17 protein-coding genes are annotated in these 18,704 nt (G+C 36.6%); all 17 read left to right on the top strand.

The genetic code is table 11. From position 1 onward, the window contains the following. Positions 1-348 precede the first annotated feature (348 nt). On the top strand, positions 349-1,074 hold the full coding sequence (locus ACWPVE_RS21110; protein WP_453996840.1) for a GntR family transcriptional regulator: 726 nt from the start codon (positions 349-351) through the stop codon (positions 1,072-1,074). A gap of 101 nt (positions 1,075-1,175) precedes the next feature. After that, the gene (locus ACWPVE_RS21105) at positions 1,176-2,279 is read left to right on the top strand and encodes a BMP family lipoprotein (RefSeq protein WP_453996838.1); all 1,104 of its coding nucleotides are present in this window, start codon (positions 1,176-1,178) and stop codon (positions 2,277-2,279) included. 134 nt (positions 2,280-2,413) lie between these two features. After that, complete coding sequence (locus ACWPVE_RS21100; protein WP_453996836.1) at positions 2,414-3,940, top strand: ABC transporter ATP-binding protein; 1,527 nt, start codon at positions 2,414-2,416, stop codon at positions 3,938-3,940. After that, positions 3,937-5,001, top strand: a complete 1,065-nt coding sequence (locus ACWPVE_RS21095) for an ABC transporter permease (RefSeq protein WP_453996834.1) — start codon at positions 3,937-3,939, stop codon at positions 4,999-5,001. Before ACWPVE_RS21100 ends, ACWPVE_RS21095 begins: the two co-directional genes overlap by 4 nt. A 1-nt stretch (position 5,002) precedes the next feature. Then, positions 5,003-5,956 (top strand): ABC transporter permease, encoded by a 954-nt coding sequence (locus tag ACWPVE_RS21090; protein WP_453996832.1) that lies wholly within the window; start codon positions 5,003-5,005, stop codon positions 5,954-5,956. Positions 5,957-6,214: 258 nt separating this feature from the next. Then, positions 6,215-7,684, top strand: a complete 1,470-nt coding sequence (locus ACWPVE_RS21085) for a sodium:solute symporter family protein (protein WP_453996830.1) — start codon at positions 6,215-6,217, stop codon at positions 7,682-7,684. Between the two features lie 178 nt (positions 7,685-7,862). After that, positions 7,863-9,143 carry an EF-P 5-aminopentanol modification-associated protein YfmF gene (yfmF, locus tag ACWPVE_RS21080; RefSeq protein ID WP_453996828.1) on the top strand — a complete coding sequence of 427 codons (1,281 nt, stop codon included), beginning with the start codon at positions 7,863-7,865 and terminating at the stop codon, positions 9,141-9,143. Further along, positions 9,143-10,429, top strand: a complete 1,287-nt coding sequence (gene yfmH, locus ACWPVE_RS21075) for an EF-P 5-aminopentanol modification-associated protein YfmH (protein ID WP_453996826.1) — start codon at positions 9,143-9,145, stop codon at positions 10,427-10,429. Before yfmF ends, yfmH begins: the two co-directional genes overlap by 1 nt. Positions 10,430-10,484: 55 nt before the next feature. After that, entirely contained in the window at positions 10,485-11,210 is a 726-nt protein-coding gene (gene ymfI, locus ACWPVE_RS21070; RefSeq protein WP_453996824.1) for an elongation factor P 5-aminopentanone reductase, read from the top strand. 85 nt (positions 11,211-11,295) lie between these two features. Beyond that, entirely contained in the window at positions 11,296-11,541 is a 246-nt protein-coding gene (locus ACWPVE_RS21065; RefSeq protein ID WP_453996822.1) for a DUF3243 family protein, read from the top strand. 175 nt (positions 11,542-11,716) lie between these two features. Beyond that, positions 11,717-12,502 (top strand): YmfK family protein, encoded by a 786-nt coding sequence (locus ACWPVE_RS21060; protein ID WP_453996820.1) that lies wholly within the window; start codon positions 11,717-11,719, stop codon positions 12,500-12,502. Between the two features lie 92 nt (positions 12,503-12,594). Further along, entirely contained in the window at positions 12,595-13,503 is a 909-nt protein-coding gene (locus ACWPVE_RS21055) for a helix-turn-helix domain-containing protein (protein WP_453996818.1), read from the top strand. A gap of 90 nt (positions 13,504-13,593) precedes the next feature. Further along, positions 13,594-14,172: a CDP-diacylglycerol--glycerol-3-phosphate 3-phosphatidyltransferase gene (gene pgsA, locus ACWPVE_RS21050; protein ID WP_453996816.1), complete on the top strand. Its 579-nt coding sequence runs from the start codon at positions 13,594-13,596 to the stop codon at positions 14,170-14,172. Between the two features lie 17 nt (positions 14,173-14,189). Beyond that, entirely contained in the window at positions 14,190-15,437 is a 1,248-nt protein-coding gene (locus tag ACWPVE_RS21045) for a competence/damage-inducible protein A (RefSeq protein ID WP_453996814.1), read from the top strand. Positions 15,438-15,614: 177 nt separating this feature from the next. Beyond that, on the top strand, positions 15,615-15,803 hold the full coding sequence (locus tag ACWPVE_RS21040; RefSeq protein ID WP_453996812.1) for a hypothetical protein: 189 nt from the start codon (positions 15,615-15,617) through the stop codon (positions 15,801-15,803). Then, positions 15,800-16,447, top strand: coding sequence for a DsbA family oxidoreductase (locus ACWPVE_RS21035; protein WP_453996810.1), 648 nt, complete (start codon positions 15,800-15,802; stop codon positions 16,445-16,447). Before ACWPVE_RS21040 ends, ACWPVE_RS21035 begins: the two co-directional genes overlap by 4 nt. An 808-nt stretch (positions 16,448-17,255) precedes the next feature. Further along, a complete protein-coding gene (gene recA / locus ACWPVE_RS21030; RefSeq protein WP_453996808.1) occupies positions 17,256-18,290 on the top strand; it encodes a recombinase RecA in 1,035 nt (344 codons plus the stop codon). The last annotated feature ends 414 nt before the right edge of the window (positions 18,291-18,704 follow it).

Raw genomic sequence — 18,704 nt, 5'->3', positions numbered from 1 at the left:
GAAGTATGCGAGCGTTTGTCAACGGTTTGGAAGAAGGGTGAATGCTCTTCTTTTTTTGTTTTAAGGGTATAATAAGCATCCAACACTAGTCTCAAGACAAAAAGTAATTTTAAAAAAAGTTCATTACTCTTAAACAAAGACTTAGTACGACAGATAACATCTTATTGTTTAATACGTACTAGATAAATCTTGCAAAGCATGAAGGATGAGGAAATTCTACGCTTTATTTTTCGACAAATTCCGCAATTGTTATTTATTTCTTTATTAAAAAATGTTATATTAAATTTTGGTAATACCAGTCTAACATCAGAGGTCTGATGACTACACAAGATAACTGGGGGGAAGGCAATGACTATAAAAATAGATAATCGGCCATTGTACTTGCAAGTAATTGATAAAATCAGACTTGATATTGATAATGGCGTTTACAAAGAGAAGGAGAAACTACCATCTGAATTTCTCCTAGCTAAACAATTAGGAGTAAGTAGAGCGACATTAAGAGAGGCGTTACGAATTCTTGAAGAAGAGAACGTCATTATTAGAAGACATGGTGTTGGAACATTTGTAAATGCGAAACCTGTATTCAATTCAGGAATCGAGCAAATGAGCAGTATTACTGATATGATTATTCAAGCTGGAATGTCCCCTGGTACGATTTTTCTGTCAAAAACGATAAAGGGACCGACAGACAATGATATAAAAGGTTTTAATTGTTCAGATGATGAGGAAATAACTGTGATTGAAAGGGTCCGAACTGCAAACGGAGAGCCTGTCGTGTATTGTATTGATAAAATACTAAGTAAAAATTTGCCATCCAGCTATTCACATGAAGAATCAATTTTTGAATTACTAGAAAAGATAGCTGGAAGAAAAATAACATATGCAATTACACATATCGAACCTATCGGATATCATGAAACAATCTCACCGACTTTAAATTGTGAACCAGAAACGGCCTTATTGTTATTAAAACAGATGCATTATGATGAAAATGACGAACCTATTTTATTCTCATTAAATTATTTTAAATCAGATAAGTTTTCTTTCCATGTTGTAAGAAAGCGAATCTTGTAGAAATGGAAATAATCTATTTTAAGGAGGTGAATAAAGAATCTGTTACTAACAGATATTTATAGTATGGCAATACTTTAATTAAAATTTTAGGGGGTTAATCCATGTTTAAAAAGAAGGCTGGTTTTGGTCTTGCATTCCTTCTTGCAGCTGGAACATTGCTAGGTGCATGTGGAAGCACAGATGAAGAAGGGACAGGCACAGGAAATGAAAAAGGTGCAGATCTTAAAGTAGGTATGTCAACCGATGCAGGTACAATTGATGATAAATCATTTAACCAAGGTGCATGGGAAGGAATTCTAGCAGCTAAAGAAGAGTATGGGATCCAAGAAAAATATCTGAAGCCTGCAGGAACAACAGAAGCAGATTATCTTAAAGAAATTGGTAACTTATATGATGCTGGTTATAAATTTATCGTAACACCTGGTTTTAAATTTGAAACAGCAATCTATCATGCACAATCTAAATATGAAGATGCAAAATTCGTAATTTTAGATGGTACTGCTCATAAAGGTGACTTTGTTCCAGCTGTAGCTGACAATACGGTTGCTGTATTCTTCGCGGAGCATGAGTCAGGATTCTTAGCTGGTGTTGCTACTGCTCTGGAGTTAAAAGAAGGAGAAGCAGGATTTATCGGTGGGATGGAAATTCCAGCTGTTCAAAAATTCAACTGGGGCTTCCAACAAGGTATAGCCTATGCAAATGAAAACTATGGAACAAACGTAACGATTGACGAAAATAATGTCGTTTATACAGGAACGTTTGAAGATTTAAATATCGGTGGACAAATTGCGTCACAAATGTATGATCGTGGAGTAGATGTTATCTTTGTTTCAGCAGGTGGTGCAGGTAATAGTGCAATTACTGAAGCGAAAAACCGTGCTAAAGCAGGAGAAGAAATTTGGATCGTTGGTGTTGACGTTGACCAATATGCAGATGGAATTTATGATGGAGATAAATCTGTTGTCTTGACTTCTGCAATGAAAAAAATTAGCCATTCAACTAAAGATTTGATCAAAAAAGAACTTGATGGAGAATTCCCTGGTGGTGAAACCCTCACTTATAATGTGAAAAATGATGGTGTTGGTATCCCAGAAGAAAATCCGAACTTAAGCGATGATACCACAAGTAAAATTAAAGAAGTATATGAAAAGATTAAAGCTGGTGAAATCGAAGTCTCGGATGAACAAGGTGACTTAATCAAGTAATATTTTTTGTTGATCAAGAGACGGTTTCATCCGTCTCTTTTCTATGTAACCCTTTGTGTAACAACACATTTTTTGTCTATGATTGGGGACTCCTACTATTAAAGAATTGAGTCTAGAAAAAGGTGAGTGCTACTATGGAATATGTTGTAGAAATGCTTAATATAAGGAAGGAATTTCCTGGTATTGTAGCTAATGATAATGTCACTCTTACTTTGAAAAAGGGAGAGATACATGCTTTACTAGGTGAAAATGGAGCAGGAAAGTCCACGCTCATGGGTGTATTATTTGGTATGTACCAACCAGAACAAGGAATGATTAAGGTAAATGGGGAACAAGTACAAATCACGAACCCGAATGTGGCAAACCGTCTTGGTATAGGGATGGTTCATCAACACTTTAAGTTAGTAGAAAACTTTACAGTAACTGAAAACATTATTTTAGGTAATGAACCATTAAAAAGTGGGGTTGTCCTTGATATTCATTCTGCTGCAAAAAGAATCGAAGAGTTGTCTAAATATTACGGACTAAATGTAGACCCTCATGCAAAAATAGAAGATATTTCTGTGGGTATGCAACAACGCGTAGAAATCATGAAAATGCTTTTCCGTGAAGCGGATGTGCTTATCTTTGATGAGCCCACTGCTGTGTTAACCCCAAGTGAAATAGATGAATTAATGAATATTATGAAGAATCTAATTAAAGAAGGAAAATCCATCATTATTATTACTCATAAATTGAAGGAAATAAAAGCTGTAGCTGACCGCTGTACCGTAATCCGAAGAGGAAAGTACATAGGAACAGTAGATGTGGCTGAAACAAGTGAAGCAAGCTTAGCTGAAATGATGGTTGGTAGACATGTTTCCTTTAAAGTTGATAAAGAAGAAAGTAAACCAGGTGAACTGGTTTTAGAAATAGATTCACTTTCCGTAAAAAATAATCGAAAAGTCATGGGGTTAAAAAACTTTTCTCTTTCTGTACGAAAAGGAGAAATCGTTGGGGTTGCTGGAGTTGAAGGGAATGGCCAGTCAGAATTAGTCGAAGCAATTACTGGTCTTCGTAAAGTAGAATCTGGAAAAATTCTATTCAATGGTGAAGATATCACGAATCTTCCAGTACGTACTAGAATTGAAAAAGGTATAGCACATATTCCAGAAGACAGACAAAAACGTGGTCTAGTACTAGATTATACACTTCAATCCAACATGGTATTAGAGGTCTATAAAAAGCCACCATTTTCAAAACATGGACTATTAAATTTATCCGCAATGAAAGAATATGCAAAAAATATCATTGAAAAGTTCGATGTGCGCTCTGGTGAAGGTGAAGTCTCCATTGCTAGAACATTATCTGGTGGTAACCAACAAAAAGCGATCATTGGGAGAGAACTTGAGTTAGACCCTGATTTACTAATTGCCGTTCAGCCTACACGTGGTCTTGATGTTGGGTCAATCGAGTATATCCATAAGCGTTTAATTGAACATCGTGATAGAGGTAAAGCTGTACTGTTAATCTCGTTAGAATTAGATGAAGTCTTACAGCTTTCTGATCGAATTGCTGCCATTAACAATGGGGAACTCATAGGGATTGTCAATGCCTCTGAAACAAATGAGAATGAGGTTGGTCTCATGATGGCTGGTGTAAGTAAGGAGAGAAGTGTATGAGAAATACAATCATTTCATTAATTGCCGTACTTTTTGGTCTAATAGCTGGCGGTCTGTTAATGCTATTTATAGGGAGCAATCCTTTTGAAGGGTATCTTTACTTATTTCAAGGGGGATTGAAAAATATTTCAAGGTTTGGTGATACATTAGCAACTGCCACTCCGCTCATTTTTACTGGGTTATCTGTTGCTTTTGCATTCCGTACTGGCTTATTTAATATCGGTGCTTCTGGACAAGTTCTAATTGGAGGATTACTTGCTACTGCAGTTGGCTTAACATTCGACTGGTCACGTCCATTTTTATTACTTGTTATGATTTTAGTAGGTTTTCTTGGTGGAGCTTTATGGGCATTAATTCCAGGGGTACTTAAAGCTAGATTTAATGTACATGAAGTAGTTTCAACTATTATGATGAACTGGGTTGCCTATTGGACAGTTTATTATGTAGTTCCAGGATATTTTAAAGGTGAATTTCTTGAGACCGAATCAAGAAAATTACCTGATGAAGCTACATTACGAACACCATTTCTAACAGACCTTTTCCAAGGCTCTTATATTAACATTGGATTGTTTTTAGGTGTTATTGCAGTAATCGTCATTGGATTTATTATAAATAAAACGACGTTAGGTTTCGAATTAAAAGCTGTTGGATTTAACCGTCATGCCGCAGAATATGCAGGTATGCGAGTGAATTCAAATATTGTTTTATCTATGCTGATCTCTGGTGGTTTAGCTGGTCTTGGTGGAGTAGCCATGTATACAGGAAATGCAACGAGTATGCAAATTGGAATTTTGCCATCTCAAGGATTTGATGGAATTGCTGTAGCCCTATTAGGTGCTAATAGTCCAATTGGAGTATTCTTTGCAGCTGTCTTTTTTGGGATTCTATATTCGGGAACCGGTTTTATGAATGCCATGACTGAAATTCCACCTGAAATTGCGAATACAATCATTGCAATCATCATCTACTTTGCTGCTACTAGTATTTTAATTGAGCGATTACTAAATAAATTAAAGAAACGAAGAACGAACAGTACTGCTGTGAAAAAGGAGGAAGTGTAAAATGTGGACTATTATTGAACAGATCTTTCCATATGCTATTGTTTTTACAATTCCTCTTCTCATTACAGCACTTGGTGGATTATTCAGTGAACGAAGTGGTGTTGTCAATATTGGTTTGGATGGATTAATGATTTTTGGTGCTTTTGCAGCAGCTCTGACCATTAATGCACTTCAAGGAACGATTCCGAACCATAATCTAGTGTTATGGATTGGTGTACTTGCTGGAGCGGTTATGGGTATGATATTTTCTTTATTACATGCGTTTGCTAGTATCAACCTCAATGCAAACCAAATCATTAGTGGTACAGCGATCAATATGATTGCAGGGGCATTAACCGTATTTTTAGCTAGAAATATGACAGGTAGTGGAAATATCCGAATTACGAGTGGGTTTTTCCCAACAGACGTTCCAGTATTATCTTCTATACCTGTTATTGGTGATTTGTTTTTCACAAGAACCTACCCAACAACATGGTTTATTTTACTCGTTTTATTAATTAGCGCATTTGTATTGTTTAAGACAAAAACAGGACTTCGTTTACGTTCTTGTGGTGAATTTCCACAGGCAGCGGAAGCAGCGGGTGTAAACGTAAGAAAAATTCGATATTTGGGAGTTATCCTATCTGGAGCGTTTTCAGGTTTAGGTGGCGCCATTATTATTGTGACTTATGCAGGAGAGTTCACCGGGAATGTTTCTGGTTTAGGGTTTTTAGCACTTGCTGCCTTAATATTTGGTCAGTGGAAGCCGCTTGGAATTTTAGCAGCTACTTTATTCTTTGGATTTGCAACAACTGTTGCAAACGTATCGTCTGTTATACCAGAGCTTTCAGCGATCCCACCAATTTTCTTGAAGATTTTCCCATATGTAGTGACATTAATTGCATTGGTGATATTTTCTAAATCTTCACAAGCTCCAAAAGCTGCAGGGGAACCATTTGATTCAGGTAAGCGATAAGATAAATTTTTTAAAGGAATGGCAGTTTTGTCATTCCTTTTTTGAAATAAAAATGTACAGGAGGATACCAAATGAGCAACAAGGAGAAATTATGGGGGAGCATATGTCTCTTGTTAGTCCTGTTAGCCTATATTGTACCGTACATCTTTTTATCAGACGTGACAGCGTGGTATGGCAGTTTTTTTCTATGGCTAGTTTTGGGTCTGTTTATTATTTTAATTAATCACATCATAACTAGGAATTGGAGGTGATATATGTATGGATTTAACAGTAATTTGGTGGGGAATTATCATTTATATTGTACTTTCCTTACTTGTCGCCTACTTATCTAGAAGTGATAAACCGCTAAATATGGAAGGATATTTTTTAGGGAATCGGAAAATGAACGGTTTTGTTTCAGCCTTAAGCTATAGTGCAACAACGTATAGTGCATTCATGATGGTTGGTTTGGCTGGATTAACATATCGTGGTGGTGTTGGTGCGTTTGGGTTTGAAATTATTTATTTCATGGGAGTAAGCCTTGTTGCCTTTTTTGGACCGAGATTTTGGATCGTAGGGAAGAAATATGGGTATGTGACCCCATCTGAAATGTTAGGTGACCGCTACGATGATAAGCGGGTGGCGGCTGTTATTTCAATTTCTAGCTGTATTTTTCTTATACCATATAGCGCAGTACAACTAGCGGGAATTGGTTATTTACTTGAAGGGATGACTGGCGGTGGAATTTCCTTTACCACAGGCGCAGTTTTAGCAACCGTATTAGCACTCATTTTTACATATATATCAGGCATTCGCTCAGTAATGTGGACAGATTCCCTGCAAGCGCTCGTGATGATTGTTTCATCAACCCTTGTTGTAATCATACTTGTTAATGCTCTGGGAGGATTCGGAAGCTTTTTCAATGAATTAAGGACGAGCCATCCAGATTCGTTAACAGTTCCTGGAAATGGGTATTTTAGTTTTCCGACTTTCTTATCACTAACCATTCCGTGGATTTTCTTTAGTTTATCTAATCCACAAGTGAGCCAGCGACTGTATATGCCTGCTTCTTTAGGTAGTTTACGAAAAATGCTATTCGTTTTCCTTATATTTGGTTTTATTTATACGATTGTTTCGGTCATGTGGGGGTATTCAGCACTTTTATTATTCCCAGGCCTTGAAAATCCAGATGTGGCAACACCAACTTTGCTTTCATCTAAATATGTCCCAACGATATTAGGTGTAATTGTCATGGTTTCCATTATGGCGGCAGCCATTTCTACAATTGATTCCATTTTATTAACGCTTTCTTCTCTTTTTGCAAGAGATGTATATGGAATGTCCTCAAAAAATAAGGATGAAAAACGACAATTAAAAGTTGGTAAATTTATAATTCCAGTTATTGCTATACTTGCCTATGGATTTGCTGAATTACAGTTAGATTTAATAGCTGTACTCTCGGTGGCCTCTTCTGCAGGCTTAATTGTTGCTGTCCCAGCCATTATTGGAGCATTTTTCTGGAAAAGAGGGACTGCAGCAGGAGTTATGACGAGTGTAATCATCAGTGGATTAGTAGTAGTAATCCTTGAATCCATGCAACTTAAGCCGTTTGGATATGGTTCTGGTGTTTGGGCATTACTTCTTTCAATTGGATTATTTGTTGGAGTAAGTCTAGTCACTCGACCACCTGAAAAGAAAGCAAACGAATTCTTATCATATTTAAAGAGTGAACTTGTCAAAATTAAATAATGATAACAACAAACCAGGATCATTTCTGGTTTGTTTTTCTTTTTAAGGAAATAATAGGTGCCATTACTTGAATTAATTGCTATTCTGAGGTTATAGTGATTTTAAGATTATTTACGCAGGTTTAGTTGAAAAATAGCTATATAGGAATTGCAATGACCATAAAGGAGGCAATGCTTAGATGAATTTATTGGATGAAACTGAACATAAGTTAAATGGCTTTACTCTTCATACGATTAATACAGATAAATTTAAAACGAATACGCTTGTCCTTAGAATGAAAGCTCCGCTTGAGGAGGAGTATGTAACACAGAGAGCATTACTGCCCTATGTTTTGCAAAGTGAAACACCAAGCTATCCTTCTACAACAAGTTTACGCTCCTATTTAGATGAATTATACGGTGCAGTCCTTTATGTCGACCTCGCTAAAAAAGGGGAGCACCACATTATTACATTTTTTATTGAAATCGCGAACGAATTGTTTTTAAAAGACCAAACACCTTTACTTGACAAAGCAATTTCTTTATTACAAGAAATCGTTCTTTCACCTGTCACTGTAGACGGTGGTTTTAAAAATGAGGTCGTAGAAAGAGAAAAACGTAGCCTTAAACAACGAATACAGGCGGTCTATGATGATAAAATGAGGTATTCAAATTTACGACTAATAGAAGAAATGTGTAAAGATGAACCATATCATCTCCATGTCAATGGACGAATTGAAGACCTTGATCAGATTTCAGCCGAATCACTTTACAGTTATTATCAAAAAGCATTAGCAGAAGATGAGATAGATTTATATGTAATCGGGAATATTGAGCCAGAAAAGGTAAAAGATGCAGTTTCTTCTGCATTTGTATTCACAGATAGAAGTAAGCGTCCTCAACAAGAAACAAAAACAAACCAATTTGTTGAAGTGAAAGAGGTTATTGAAAAGCAAGATGTAAAACAAGGAAAACTTAATATTGGTTTTAGAACTAATACGACATATAGTGACCCAGATTATGATGCACTTCAAGTTTTTAATGGAATTTTTGGTGGCTTCTCGCATTCAAAGCTATTTATTAATGTACGTGAAAAAGAAAGCTTAGCCTACTATGCAGCTTCAAGGGTTGAAAGTCATAAGGGTCTACTAATGGTGATGTCTGGAATCGAATTTGCTAATTTTGATCGTGCAGTCACCATTATAAAGGAACAAATGAAAGCAATGGTTGTTGGCGATTTTTCAGAGGACGTATTAGCTCAAACTAAAGCAGTCATCATAAACCAACTATTAGAAACCATCGATACATCAAGAGGAATGGCAGAGGTTTTATATCACAATGTTATTTCTTCAAATGTAAGAAAACTCGAAGATTGGATTGCTGGAATAGAGTCAGTTACTAAGGAAGAAGTTGTCAAAGTTGCAAAGAAAATTGAACTTGATACCATCTACTTCCTTACTGGATTGGAGGGCGGTAAGTAATGGAGAAAATCTCATTTGATCAACTTCAAGAAGACCTTTTTCACGAAAAGCTACAAAATGGCCTAAACGTATACATCCTCCCCAAAAAAGGTTTTAATAAAACGTATGCAACTTTTACAACTAATTATGGTTCAGTCGATAATCAGTTTATACCACTAGGGAAGAATGAATATGTCCATGTACCCGATGGAATAGCCCATTTTTTAGAGCACAAGTTATTTGAAAAAGAAGATGGAGATGTGTTTCAGGATTTTAGTAAACAAGGTGCATCGGCCAATGCCTTCACTGCATTTACAAGAACTGCGTATTTGTTTTCAAGTACTTCTAATGTGGAACTGAATCTTGAAACTTTAATTGACTTTGTTCAAAGTCCATATTTCACCGAGAAAACAGTTGAAAAAGAAAAAGGTATCATTGGTCAAGAAATCACGATGTATGACGACAATCCTGATTGGAGACTATATTTTGGTGTAATTGAGAATATGTATAAAAATCATCCAGTTAGGATTGATATCGCAGGTACAATTGATTCAATTTCAAAAATAACGAAGGATATGCTGTATGAATGCTATGAAACCTTCTACCACCCAAGTAATATGGTGTTATTTGTTGTAGGTCCGATTGAGCCAGAAAAAATAATGGAACAAATTCGATCAAATCAAGCAAAGAAGGATTATAAAGATCAGCCCGAAATTAAACGCCATTTTGAGGAAGAACCAGTTGAAGTAAATGTAAAAAAGAAAGTGCTTGAGATGAATGTTCAATCCTCTAAATGTATGGTAGGCGTTAAGGCGTTGAATCCGTCACTTAGTGGTAATGCATTATTAAAACGCGAATTATCCATTACAATTATTCTTGATTGGCTTTTTGGAAAGAGCTCAAAGCATTATCAAGAATTGTATGAAGAAGGCTTAATTGACGATACCTTTTCTTACGATTATACCGAGGAACATGGATTTGGTTTTGCAGTTGTTGGTGGTGATACCCCAAATCCTGATGTATTGTCAAAAAAGGTAAGAAATATTATGCTTTCAAGCAAGGGTGCAGGGATCACCTCCGAGGAGCTAGAGCGAGTAAAGAAGAAAAAAATTGGAGCCTTCCTCAGGTCATTAAACTCACCAGATTATATTGCAAATCAGTTTACACGGTATGCCTTTAATGATATGAATTTATTTGATGTAGTACCAATGATGGAAAGTTTAACAGTTGATGATATTACGAATACTGTGAATGAGTTTTTCGATGAAATTCGAATGACAGAGTGTCAAGTGGTACCTAAAAAATAAGTAAGTCTTAAGCATCCTTTATAAAATAAGGATGCTTTTTTAAGGGGAAATCAGGATGAAAAAATATGCATTAATAACAGGAGCTAGTGGAGGGATTGGCAGCGCGATTGCAAGAGAAATTGCAGCTTTAGGTTTTTCACTCTATCTCCATTTCAATGAGAACGAAAAAGCAGTAAGAAACTTATCAGATGACTTAGCAAAAGAGGGTGTAGAAACATACCTGGTTAAGGCTGATTTTAGTCAACCAAATGGAGTTGAACAGGCAGTCAACCAAATTCAGCACCCGATTGATGCAATTATTCATAATTCGGGTAAAAGTTTATTTGGACTTATGACTGATTTTAGCCAAGAAACAGTTGATAAGATGGTGCAGTTACATGTCACTTCTCCCTATCTTTTAACAAAAGCTTTACTTCCTACCATGATTACGAAAAAAAGCGGGAATATCATCGTTGTTTCATCGATTTGGGGAATCACTGGTGCATCATGTGAAGTACTTTATTCGATGGTGAAGGGTGGTCAAATTTCGTTTGTTAAAGCATTAGCAAAGGAGGTCGCAATAAGCGGTATACGTGTAAATGCTGTTGCTCCAGGGGCAATTCATACGAATATGCTTCAAGAGTTTTCTGCTGATGATTTAGAAAGCATTAGTCATGATATCCCAATGGGGCGAATAGGGAACCCAAAAGAGGTAGCGGGTGCTGTTTCATTTTTACTTTCAAATAAAGCCTCTTATATTACAGGACAAGTATTGTCTGTAAATGGCGGGTGGCATTGTTAGATTTTTTGAACCGTTAATTATTACGAATAATTTATTATACATTCGACAAACTAACAATGTACTAACCTAATAAGGAGGGTCACTTATGTCAGTACTAGACAACTTTGAAGAGTGGAAAGATTTTTTAGGTGATCGTTTGCAGCATGCAAAATCACAAGGAATGGATCAAAACGTTATCAATGATATGGCTCATCAATTAGGTGACTACCTAGCGAGTGAGGTTGAGCCGAAAAATGCTCAAGAAAAAGTGTTACGAGATCTTTGGAACGTTGCATCTGAAGAAGAGCAGCAAGCGATTGCAAATGTTATGGTCAAGCTTGTCCAAAGCTAAGATGTATCAATGCGAAGTAGAGAGGATTTTCCTCTCTTTTTTTTAGGTAAAAATTCGATCAATTTTTTTCCTCCTCTATAAAATATGAAATGATTCGTTTATAATGAAAATGATGCAATCTTTTATATTTTAGAGACTATAACCACAACCTATTGGTGATGAGGGGCTGGGAAAATTGGAGAAAAAAGAATGGTATTTAGAATATGAAATAGCAAAAAACCGTCCGGGACTTCTAGGTGATATATCTTCTCTATTAGGGATGCTTTCAATAAATATTGTGACAATAAATGGTGTAGACGATCGTAGAAGGGGTATGCTTTTATTAAGTGATTCGAATGAGCAAATTGAAAGACTGGAATCAATTTTGCATACGATGGATACGATAAACGTTACGAAACTAAGGGAGCCTAAGCTTCGTGACAAGCTTGCTGTAAGGCATGGAAGATATATACAACGTGATGGTGATGATAAAAAAACCTTTCGCTTTACTCGGGATGAATTAGGGTTGCTTGTTGATTTTATGGCTGAACTCTTTAAACAAGAAGGTCACAAGCTAATTGGGATTCGTGGTATGCCAAGGGTTGGTAAAACTGAATCAGTTGTTGCGGCAAGTGTTTGTGCACATAAAAAGTGGTTGTTTGTTTCATCTACTTTACTAAAACAAACCATGAGAAATGAACTTATTCAAGATGAGTATAATGTAGATAATCTTTTCATTATAGATGGAATTGTTTCAACAAAGCGTGCAACGGAAAGACATTTACAGCTAGTGAGAGAAATAATGAGGCTGCCAGCAGTCAAATTAGTAGAACATCCCGATATGTTTGTTCGTCACACAGAGTATACATTGAAGGATTTCGATTATATCATCGAACTTCGCAAAGAACCTGATGAGGAAATTACATATGATTTTGAAGATGGACATTTTTCACAATCTAATTTTTCAGGTTTTGATTTTTAATAAGTAAAAATCTTTACTGAAAAGGATAAAAATGCTAGTATTATGAACGCAAATACACCAATAGATATCTTGAGAATTGGTAGGTGAATAAAATGACAGAGTTAGGATCCCGACTTAAAGAAGCGAGAGAACAAAAAGGTTTAAGTTTGGATGATTTACAGCACATGACAAAAATCCAAAAAAGGTATTTGGTAGGGATTGAAGAAGGAAACTATAGTGTGATGCCTGGTAAGTTCTATGTTCGTGCATTCATTAAACAATATGCGGAAGCTGTAGGGATAAATCCTGAGGAATTATTTGAAGAATTCAAGTCGGAAATTCCCGGAACGCAAAATGATGAAATTCCTGAGCAGATTTCTAGAGTACAATCAAGAAGACAGATTTCATCAGCAAGTTCGAAAATGATAGATAAGGTACCGATGATCATCTTGGCCCTTTTTCTTATTGGCGGTGCAATGACAATTTACTGGTTTGTATCGAAAAAGGATGTAGCCCAAGAACCAGATACCCAAATTGAAAATCCAGCAACAGAATACGATGAATCAGATGAGCCACCACCTACATCTGCTGAAGAAAAAGAAAAGTCAGATGAAGAAGAGAAAGTAGCTGGTGAAACAGATAATGCTCCTTCAGATGATGAGGAATCAGTTGATGAGCCTCCTACTCAAGAACTAGTTGAACTTGAAAGGGGTAAAAGTACTGCAACCTATGAGTTAAAAAATACCGATTCGTTTAAGGTCAAACTTACAGCTAAAGAAGGTGGGCAAGCGTGGGTTGCTGTCACCAATAAACAAAATGAAAGATTTGTCTGGAAAAACATTGCGGATGGTCAAACAGAGGAAGTAGATTTGTCTAACCAATCAGAAATTAATTTTAATATTGGAAGATCCTCAGATCTTGCAATCGAAATTAATGGTGAACCATTCCAATATCCATTTAACACTGGAGAAGTTGTTCAACAGATTATTAAGGTGAAATTTACTCCTGTAACAGGGGAATAACAAAAAAGTCATCATAGTGATGGCTTTTTGTTTCGTATAAGTGGTATTATCACTATTATAGATATTTTAGTATTACCTGGAGGTATGAATGTGAATTTACCAAATAAGATTACTGTAGCAAGAATTTGTTTAATCCCACTTTTTTTAATTGTCATGTTTGTTCCATTTGGATGGGGAAATGTTGAGGTTGGTTCAATGTCTATCCCTGTTGCCCATTTAGTGGGTGCGATTATATTTATCGTAGCTTCTAGTACAGATTGGATTGATGGACATTTGGCAAGAAAGTATAACTTAGTAACAAATCTTGGAAAGTTTTTAGACCCTCTCGCTGATAAGTTACTTGTATCAGCGGCATTGGTCAGCTTAGTTCAGTTTGGACTTGCACCTGCATGGATGGTTGTCATTATCATAAGTAGGGAATTTGCCGTTACGGGCTTACGACTGTTACTGGCTGAAGGTGGCGAGGTTTCAGCAGCGAAAATGCTTGGGAAAATTAAAATGTGGGCTCAGGTAGTTGCTGTTTCGGTTCTATTATTACATAATTGGCCATTTGAATTTCTTTCAATCCCGTTTGATATGATTGCACTTTGGGTTGCTGTCATTTTTACTGTTATTTCTGGTTGGGATTATTTTGCAAAAAACAAAGGTGTGTTTGCAAACTCAAAATAGGATGGTGATCTAATCGAATGAATGCTGAAATAATTGCAGTAGGCTCTGAGCTCCTACTGGGTCAAATCGCTAATACAAATGCACAATTTCTATCCAAACAACTTGCTGAGATTGGAATCAATGTCTATTACCATACGGTTGTAGGTGACAATCCAGCTCGATTAGCAGATGTCATTAAAATCTCACAATCTCGTTCAGATTTAATCATTTTCACAGGTGGCTTGGGACCAACTAAGGATGACTTGACAAAAGAGACAATCGCCAAGATGTTGGATAAGCAACTCGTGTTTGATGAGGATGCATTACATAGTATTGAAGATTATTTTAAGAGAACAAATCGTCATATGACCGAAAACAATAAAAAGCAAGCACTCGTAATTGATGGATCAACTATTTTACCAAATGATCATGGGATGGCACCAGGAATGGCATTAGAGGTTAATAAGATTACATATATGCTTTTTCCTGGTCCACCAAAAGAGTTAAATCCAATGTTTTTATCCTATGGAGCACCTTTTTTATTAGAATCACTTGGTGTTGTGGAACGCATTGAATCAAGAGTACTCCGTTTTTTTGGCATTGGGGAATCACAGCTTGAAACAGAGCTTGAGGATTTAATTGATAATCAAACAAATCCAACAATCGCACCTTTAGCAGGTGATGGAGAGGTTACCATTCGCTTGACGGCAAAACATAGTTCACTAGAGGCTGCTAATCAACTATTAGATGAAACAGAGGCTGAGATATTAAAAAGAGTTGGCCCTTTCTTATACGGGTATGATTCGACTTCGTTAGTTAGTGAGGTTATGAACAAACTCAAGAGTACAAAGTTAACGATTGCTAGTGCTGAAAGCTTAACAGGTGGGTTGTTTACTGAGGATCTTACCAATCTAGCGGGTTCTTCTGCCGTCGTGAAGGGCGGAATAGTTTGTTACACAAATGAAGTGAAGGAACATGTCCTTCAAGTTAAGAAAGAAACACTTGCAACAGATGGAGCTGTTAGTTGTAAAGCAGCTGAGCAACTTGCTGAGAATGTCAAGAAGCTCTTACAGTCTGATATTGGAATTAGCTTTACAGGAGTTGCAGGGCCTAGTGAATCGGAAGGAAAACCAGTAGGTACTGTCTATATTGGGATTTCATATTTAGATCAGCCAACTAAAGTTTATTCTTTACAATTGGCTGGTTCCCGTCAAGGTATTCGAAATAGAACAGTCAAATACGGTTTTTATTACTTACTACAATTATTAAATGAACAGAATAGCTAATTAATTTTACAAGACGATCTTTTAGGTCGTCTTTTTTTCAAATGTATGTAAGTATGGCTAAATATAAACGTCTTGTCTTTGTCTAAATTTTTACATACCTTTCTTCAGTTAAATTATTAGAAATCAAGGGGAAATTCATATAAACTAATCATAGCGGTAATAAAAGGAGGAATACCTGTGTTAAATGACAAGCAAACTAAACCTGTTGAATTTTCAACAGAAGGTAAAGGTAGTCAAGGAACTCTGAACGAACAAAAAAGTATCAAGAAATTCAAAAGCTTGGAATTTGACAGTTCCTCAGGATTTATTTGCGACATTAATACTGGAATTTGTGGTCCAGTAAAAAAGGAAGAGGGAAAAGAATGAAAATAACAATATGGTCCGATTTTGTATGTCCCTTCTGTTTCATTGGAGAAGCACATCTTAATAAAGCATTAGAGAATTTCACCCATGCTAATGAGGTGGAAATCGAGTATAAAAGCTTCTTATTAATGCCAGATGCGAAATATGTTCCAGGGCATAGCTATGCTGAAACATTTTCTAGCATGAAAGGTATGCCAGTTGAGCAAGCGCAAGCAATGCTTAAACAAGTGACTGACATGGCTGAGAACTCTGGAGTTAAAATCAACTATGATATAGCAAAACTCACGAGTACGTCTGATGCACATCTTGTTTTTCAATATGCAAAAGAGCAAGGAAAAGGAAATGAATTTTTCAGTCGTTTCTATAAAGCTCACTTTCAAGAAGGTGAAATGATTAGTGATATAGAATCGATTGTTCGATTGGCGGAAGAGGTTGGACTTGACGGCACTGAGGTAAGGCAGGTTATTAACAGTAAGGACAATATGGATAAAGTAACAAATGATATCTCTGAAGCACGTTCAGTTGGTGTACAAGGTGTTCCTTTCTTCGTATTTGATAATAAGTATGCTGTCTCTGGTGCACAGCCAGTTGAAGCGTTTAGTCAAGTACTTGATAAAGTTTGGGATGAAGAACATTCTAATAAGTAGTTACTCGCATTGTCTCTAATATAGTCTTAAATAAGGAATGGTGTAAGCTCCAAATGCTTACGCTATTTTTTTATAGGAAATAAAATGCAATCATGTGGTTATTAATTGGCTTTTTTCCAGGCTGTTTTCGATTATTGACATAATTGATTTCCGCTGCAGGTCGACGCTCCTGAGCGGGCGTGGCTTGAGCCTCCTCAACGAAATGTGGAGGAGGCTTGCAGTCAAAACGAGAAAATTGGCCGAATAAAATCGCAACGTCCTCAGTCTAGTCGGCACCAAGCACGTCCTGTGCGTCGGAGACTCGGTCAAAGAGGCGTATTTTGCCTCTAAAGGAGGAGTTGAAATTACTCGAGTTTCTAGCTGGTGCAACTGAACAAGTCGCTAAACGCTCCTGGGGGGTCTCAGGTCTCACGCTTGTCTGAGCAGGACTTTAAAAAGCTTCCTTGAATCAACCTACGCACGAAGAAAATGTGAATACATTTTCGAGGAGTCGCCACATTCCGCTGAAATCAAAAGATTGTTGTTATGAATTGTTGGACTTTCACAGGACAAGGGAGCTGTAAGAGCAGCAGGATCACCTTGAAGGTGATAGCGTAATAGTTCTTATGTTTAAATTTTTTTAATGTATAATCTTCCAATTTGGTAGTCTTACTTTCTAAGAAAATATAATTATCTACCATTAAAATTGGATTTATGGGAAAAAACTATTAATGAAAATAATCGAATGAATGTTCGACTTTTTGCTTGGCAAATCGAATAAAACATTGTATAGTAATAATAGTGTTTCACGAATAAAGGAGGAAAAATAGTGAGTGATCGTCAAGCGGCCTTAGAAATGGCATTGAAGCAGATAGAGAAACAATTTGGTAAGGGCTCAATCATGAAGCTCGGAGAACAAACCGATCGTATAATATCCACTGTATCTAGTGGTTCACTTGCAGTAGACGTAGCATTAGGTGTTGGAGGATATCCAAGAGGACGGATAATTGAGATATACGGGCCAGAAAGTTCTGGTAAAACAACTGTAGCACTTCATGCGATCGCTGAAGTACAAAAAACAGGTGGACAAGCTGCGTTTATTGACGCAGAACATGCATTGGATCCAGTTTATGCACAAAAGTTAGGTGTAAATATCGATGAACTATTATTATCTCAGCCTGATACTGGTGAACAAGCACTAGAAATTGCTGAAGCATTAGTACGAAGTGGTGCTGTTGATATTTTAGTAGTTGACTCTGTTGCAGCACTTGTTCCAAAAGCGGAAATCGAAGGTGAAATGGGAGACTCCCATATGGGGCTACAAGCTCGTCTCATGTCACAAGCACTACGTAAGCTATCTGGTGCAATTAATAAATCAAATACAATTGCAATTTTCATTAACCAAGTCCGTGAAAAAATTGGCGTTATGTTCGGAAACCCAGAAACAACTCCAGGCGGACGTGCGCTTAAATTCTATTCTTCTGTAAGACTAGAGGTTCGTCGTTCAGAACAATTAAAGCAAGGTAATGAAATTGTAGGGAATAGAACAAAAGTCAAGGTTGTCAAAAATAAAGTAGCGCCTCCATTTAGAACGGCAGAAGTAGATATTATGTACGGAGAAGGTATCTCAATTGAAGGCGAAATAATTGATATCGGATCTGATCTCGATATCGTCCAAAAGAGTGGTTCTTGGTATTCTTATAATGATGAGCGAGTTGGTCAGGGTCGTGAGAATGCAAAACAATTTTTAAAAGAAAATCCTGATGTGCGTAGCGAAATTCTTCAGCAGATTAGAGATCATTATGGCCTTGATGGTGTGAAAACTGCTCCTGAAGATGAAGAACAAGAAGAATTTGACTTATAAAATTTATAAAGAAGGAGACACATTACTCGTGTCTCTTCTTCCTTTTCCCCTCTCTACAGTTTTATCACTTCTACAGATAAAAATTTTCCAATAAGAAAAGCGTAAATCCACAATTTTTCTACCCGAAATTTCCATTTTCATGCAACACTATTTCTGACAGGTCTTGACAATAAAAATTCACACATTTACAATTAAAATGTATATTTTATACTTTGTTAGTATTAAAACGTTAGAAGCAAAACTCGGTTTGAGCTTTTGCTATTCAGACCCGGAGTAGCATTTAAGTTGCTTTCGGTCGTAACCTAAGAATCTGATTAGCTTAAAAAGCCTTTGTGCTGTATATTGTCTAACTTTATTTAGCAGGCTTTTTAAATCCTGTTGAATAAAGTCTAAGCCGTTGGTGTAGAAATACGA

The organism is Bacillus nitroreducens (genome assembly GCF_964021195.1).
The sequence above is the reverse complement of the archived record's forward strand: the minus strand, read 5'-3'. Positions and strand labels throughout refer to the sequence as shown.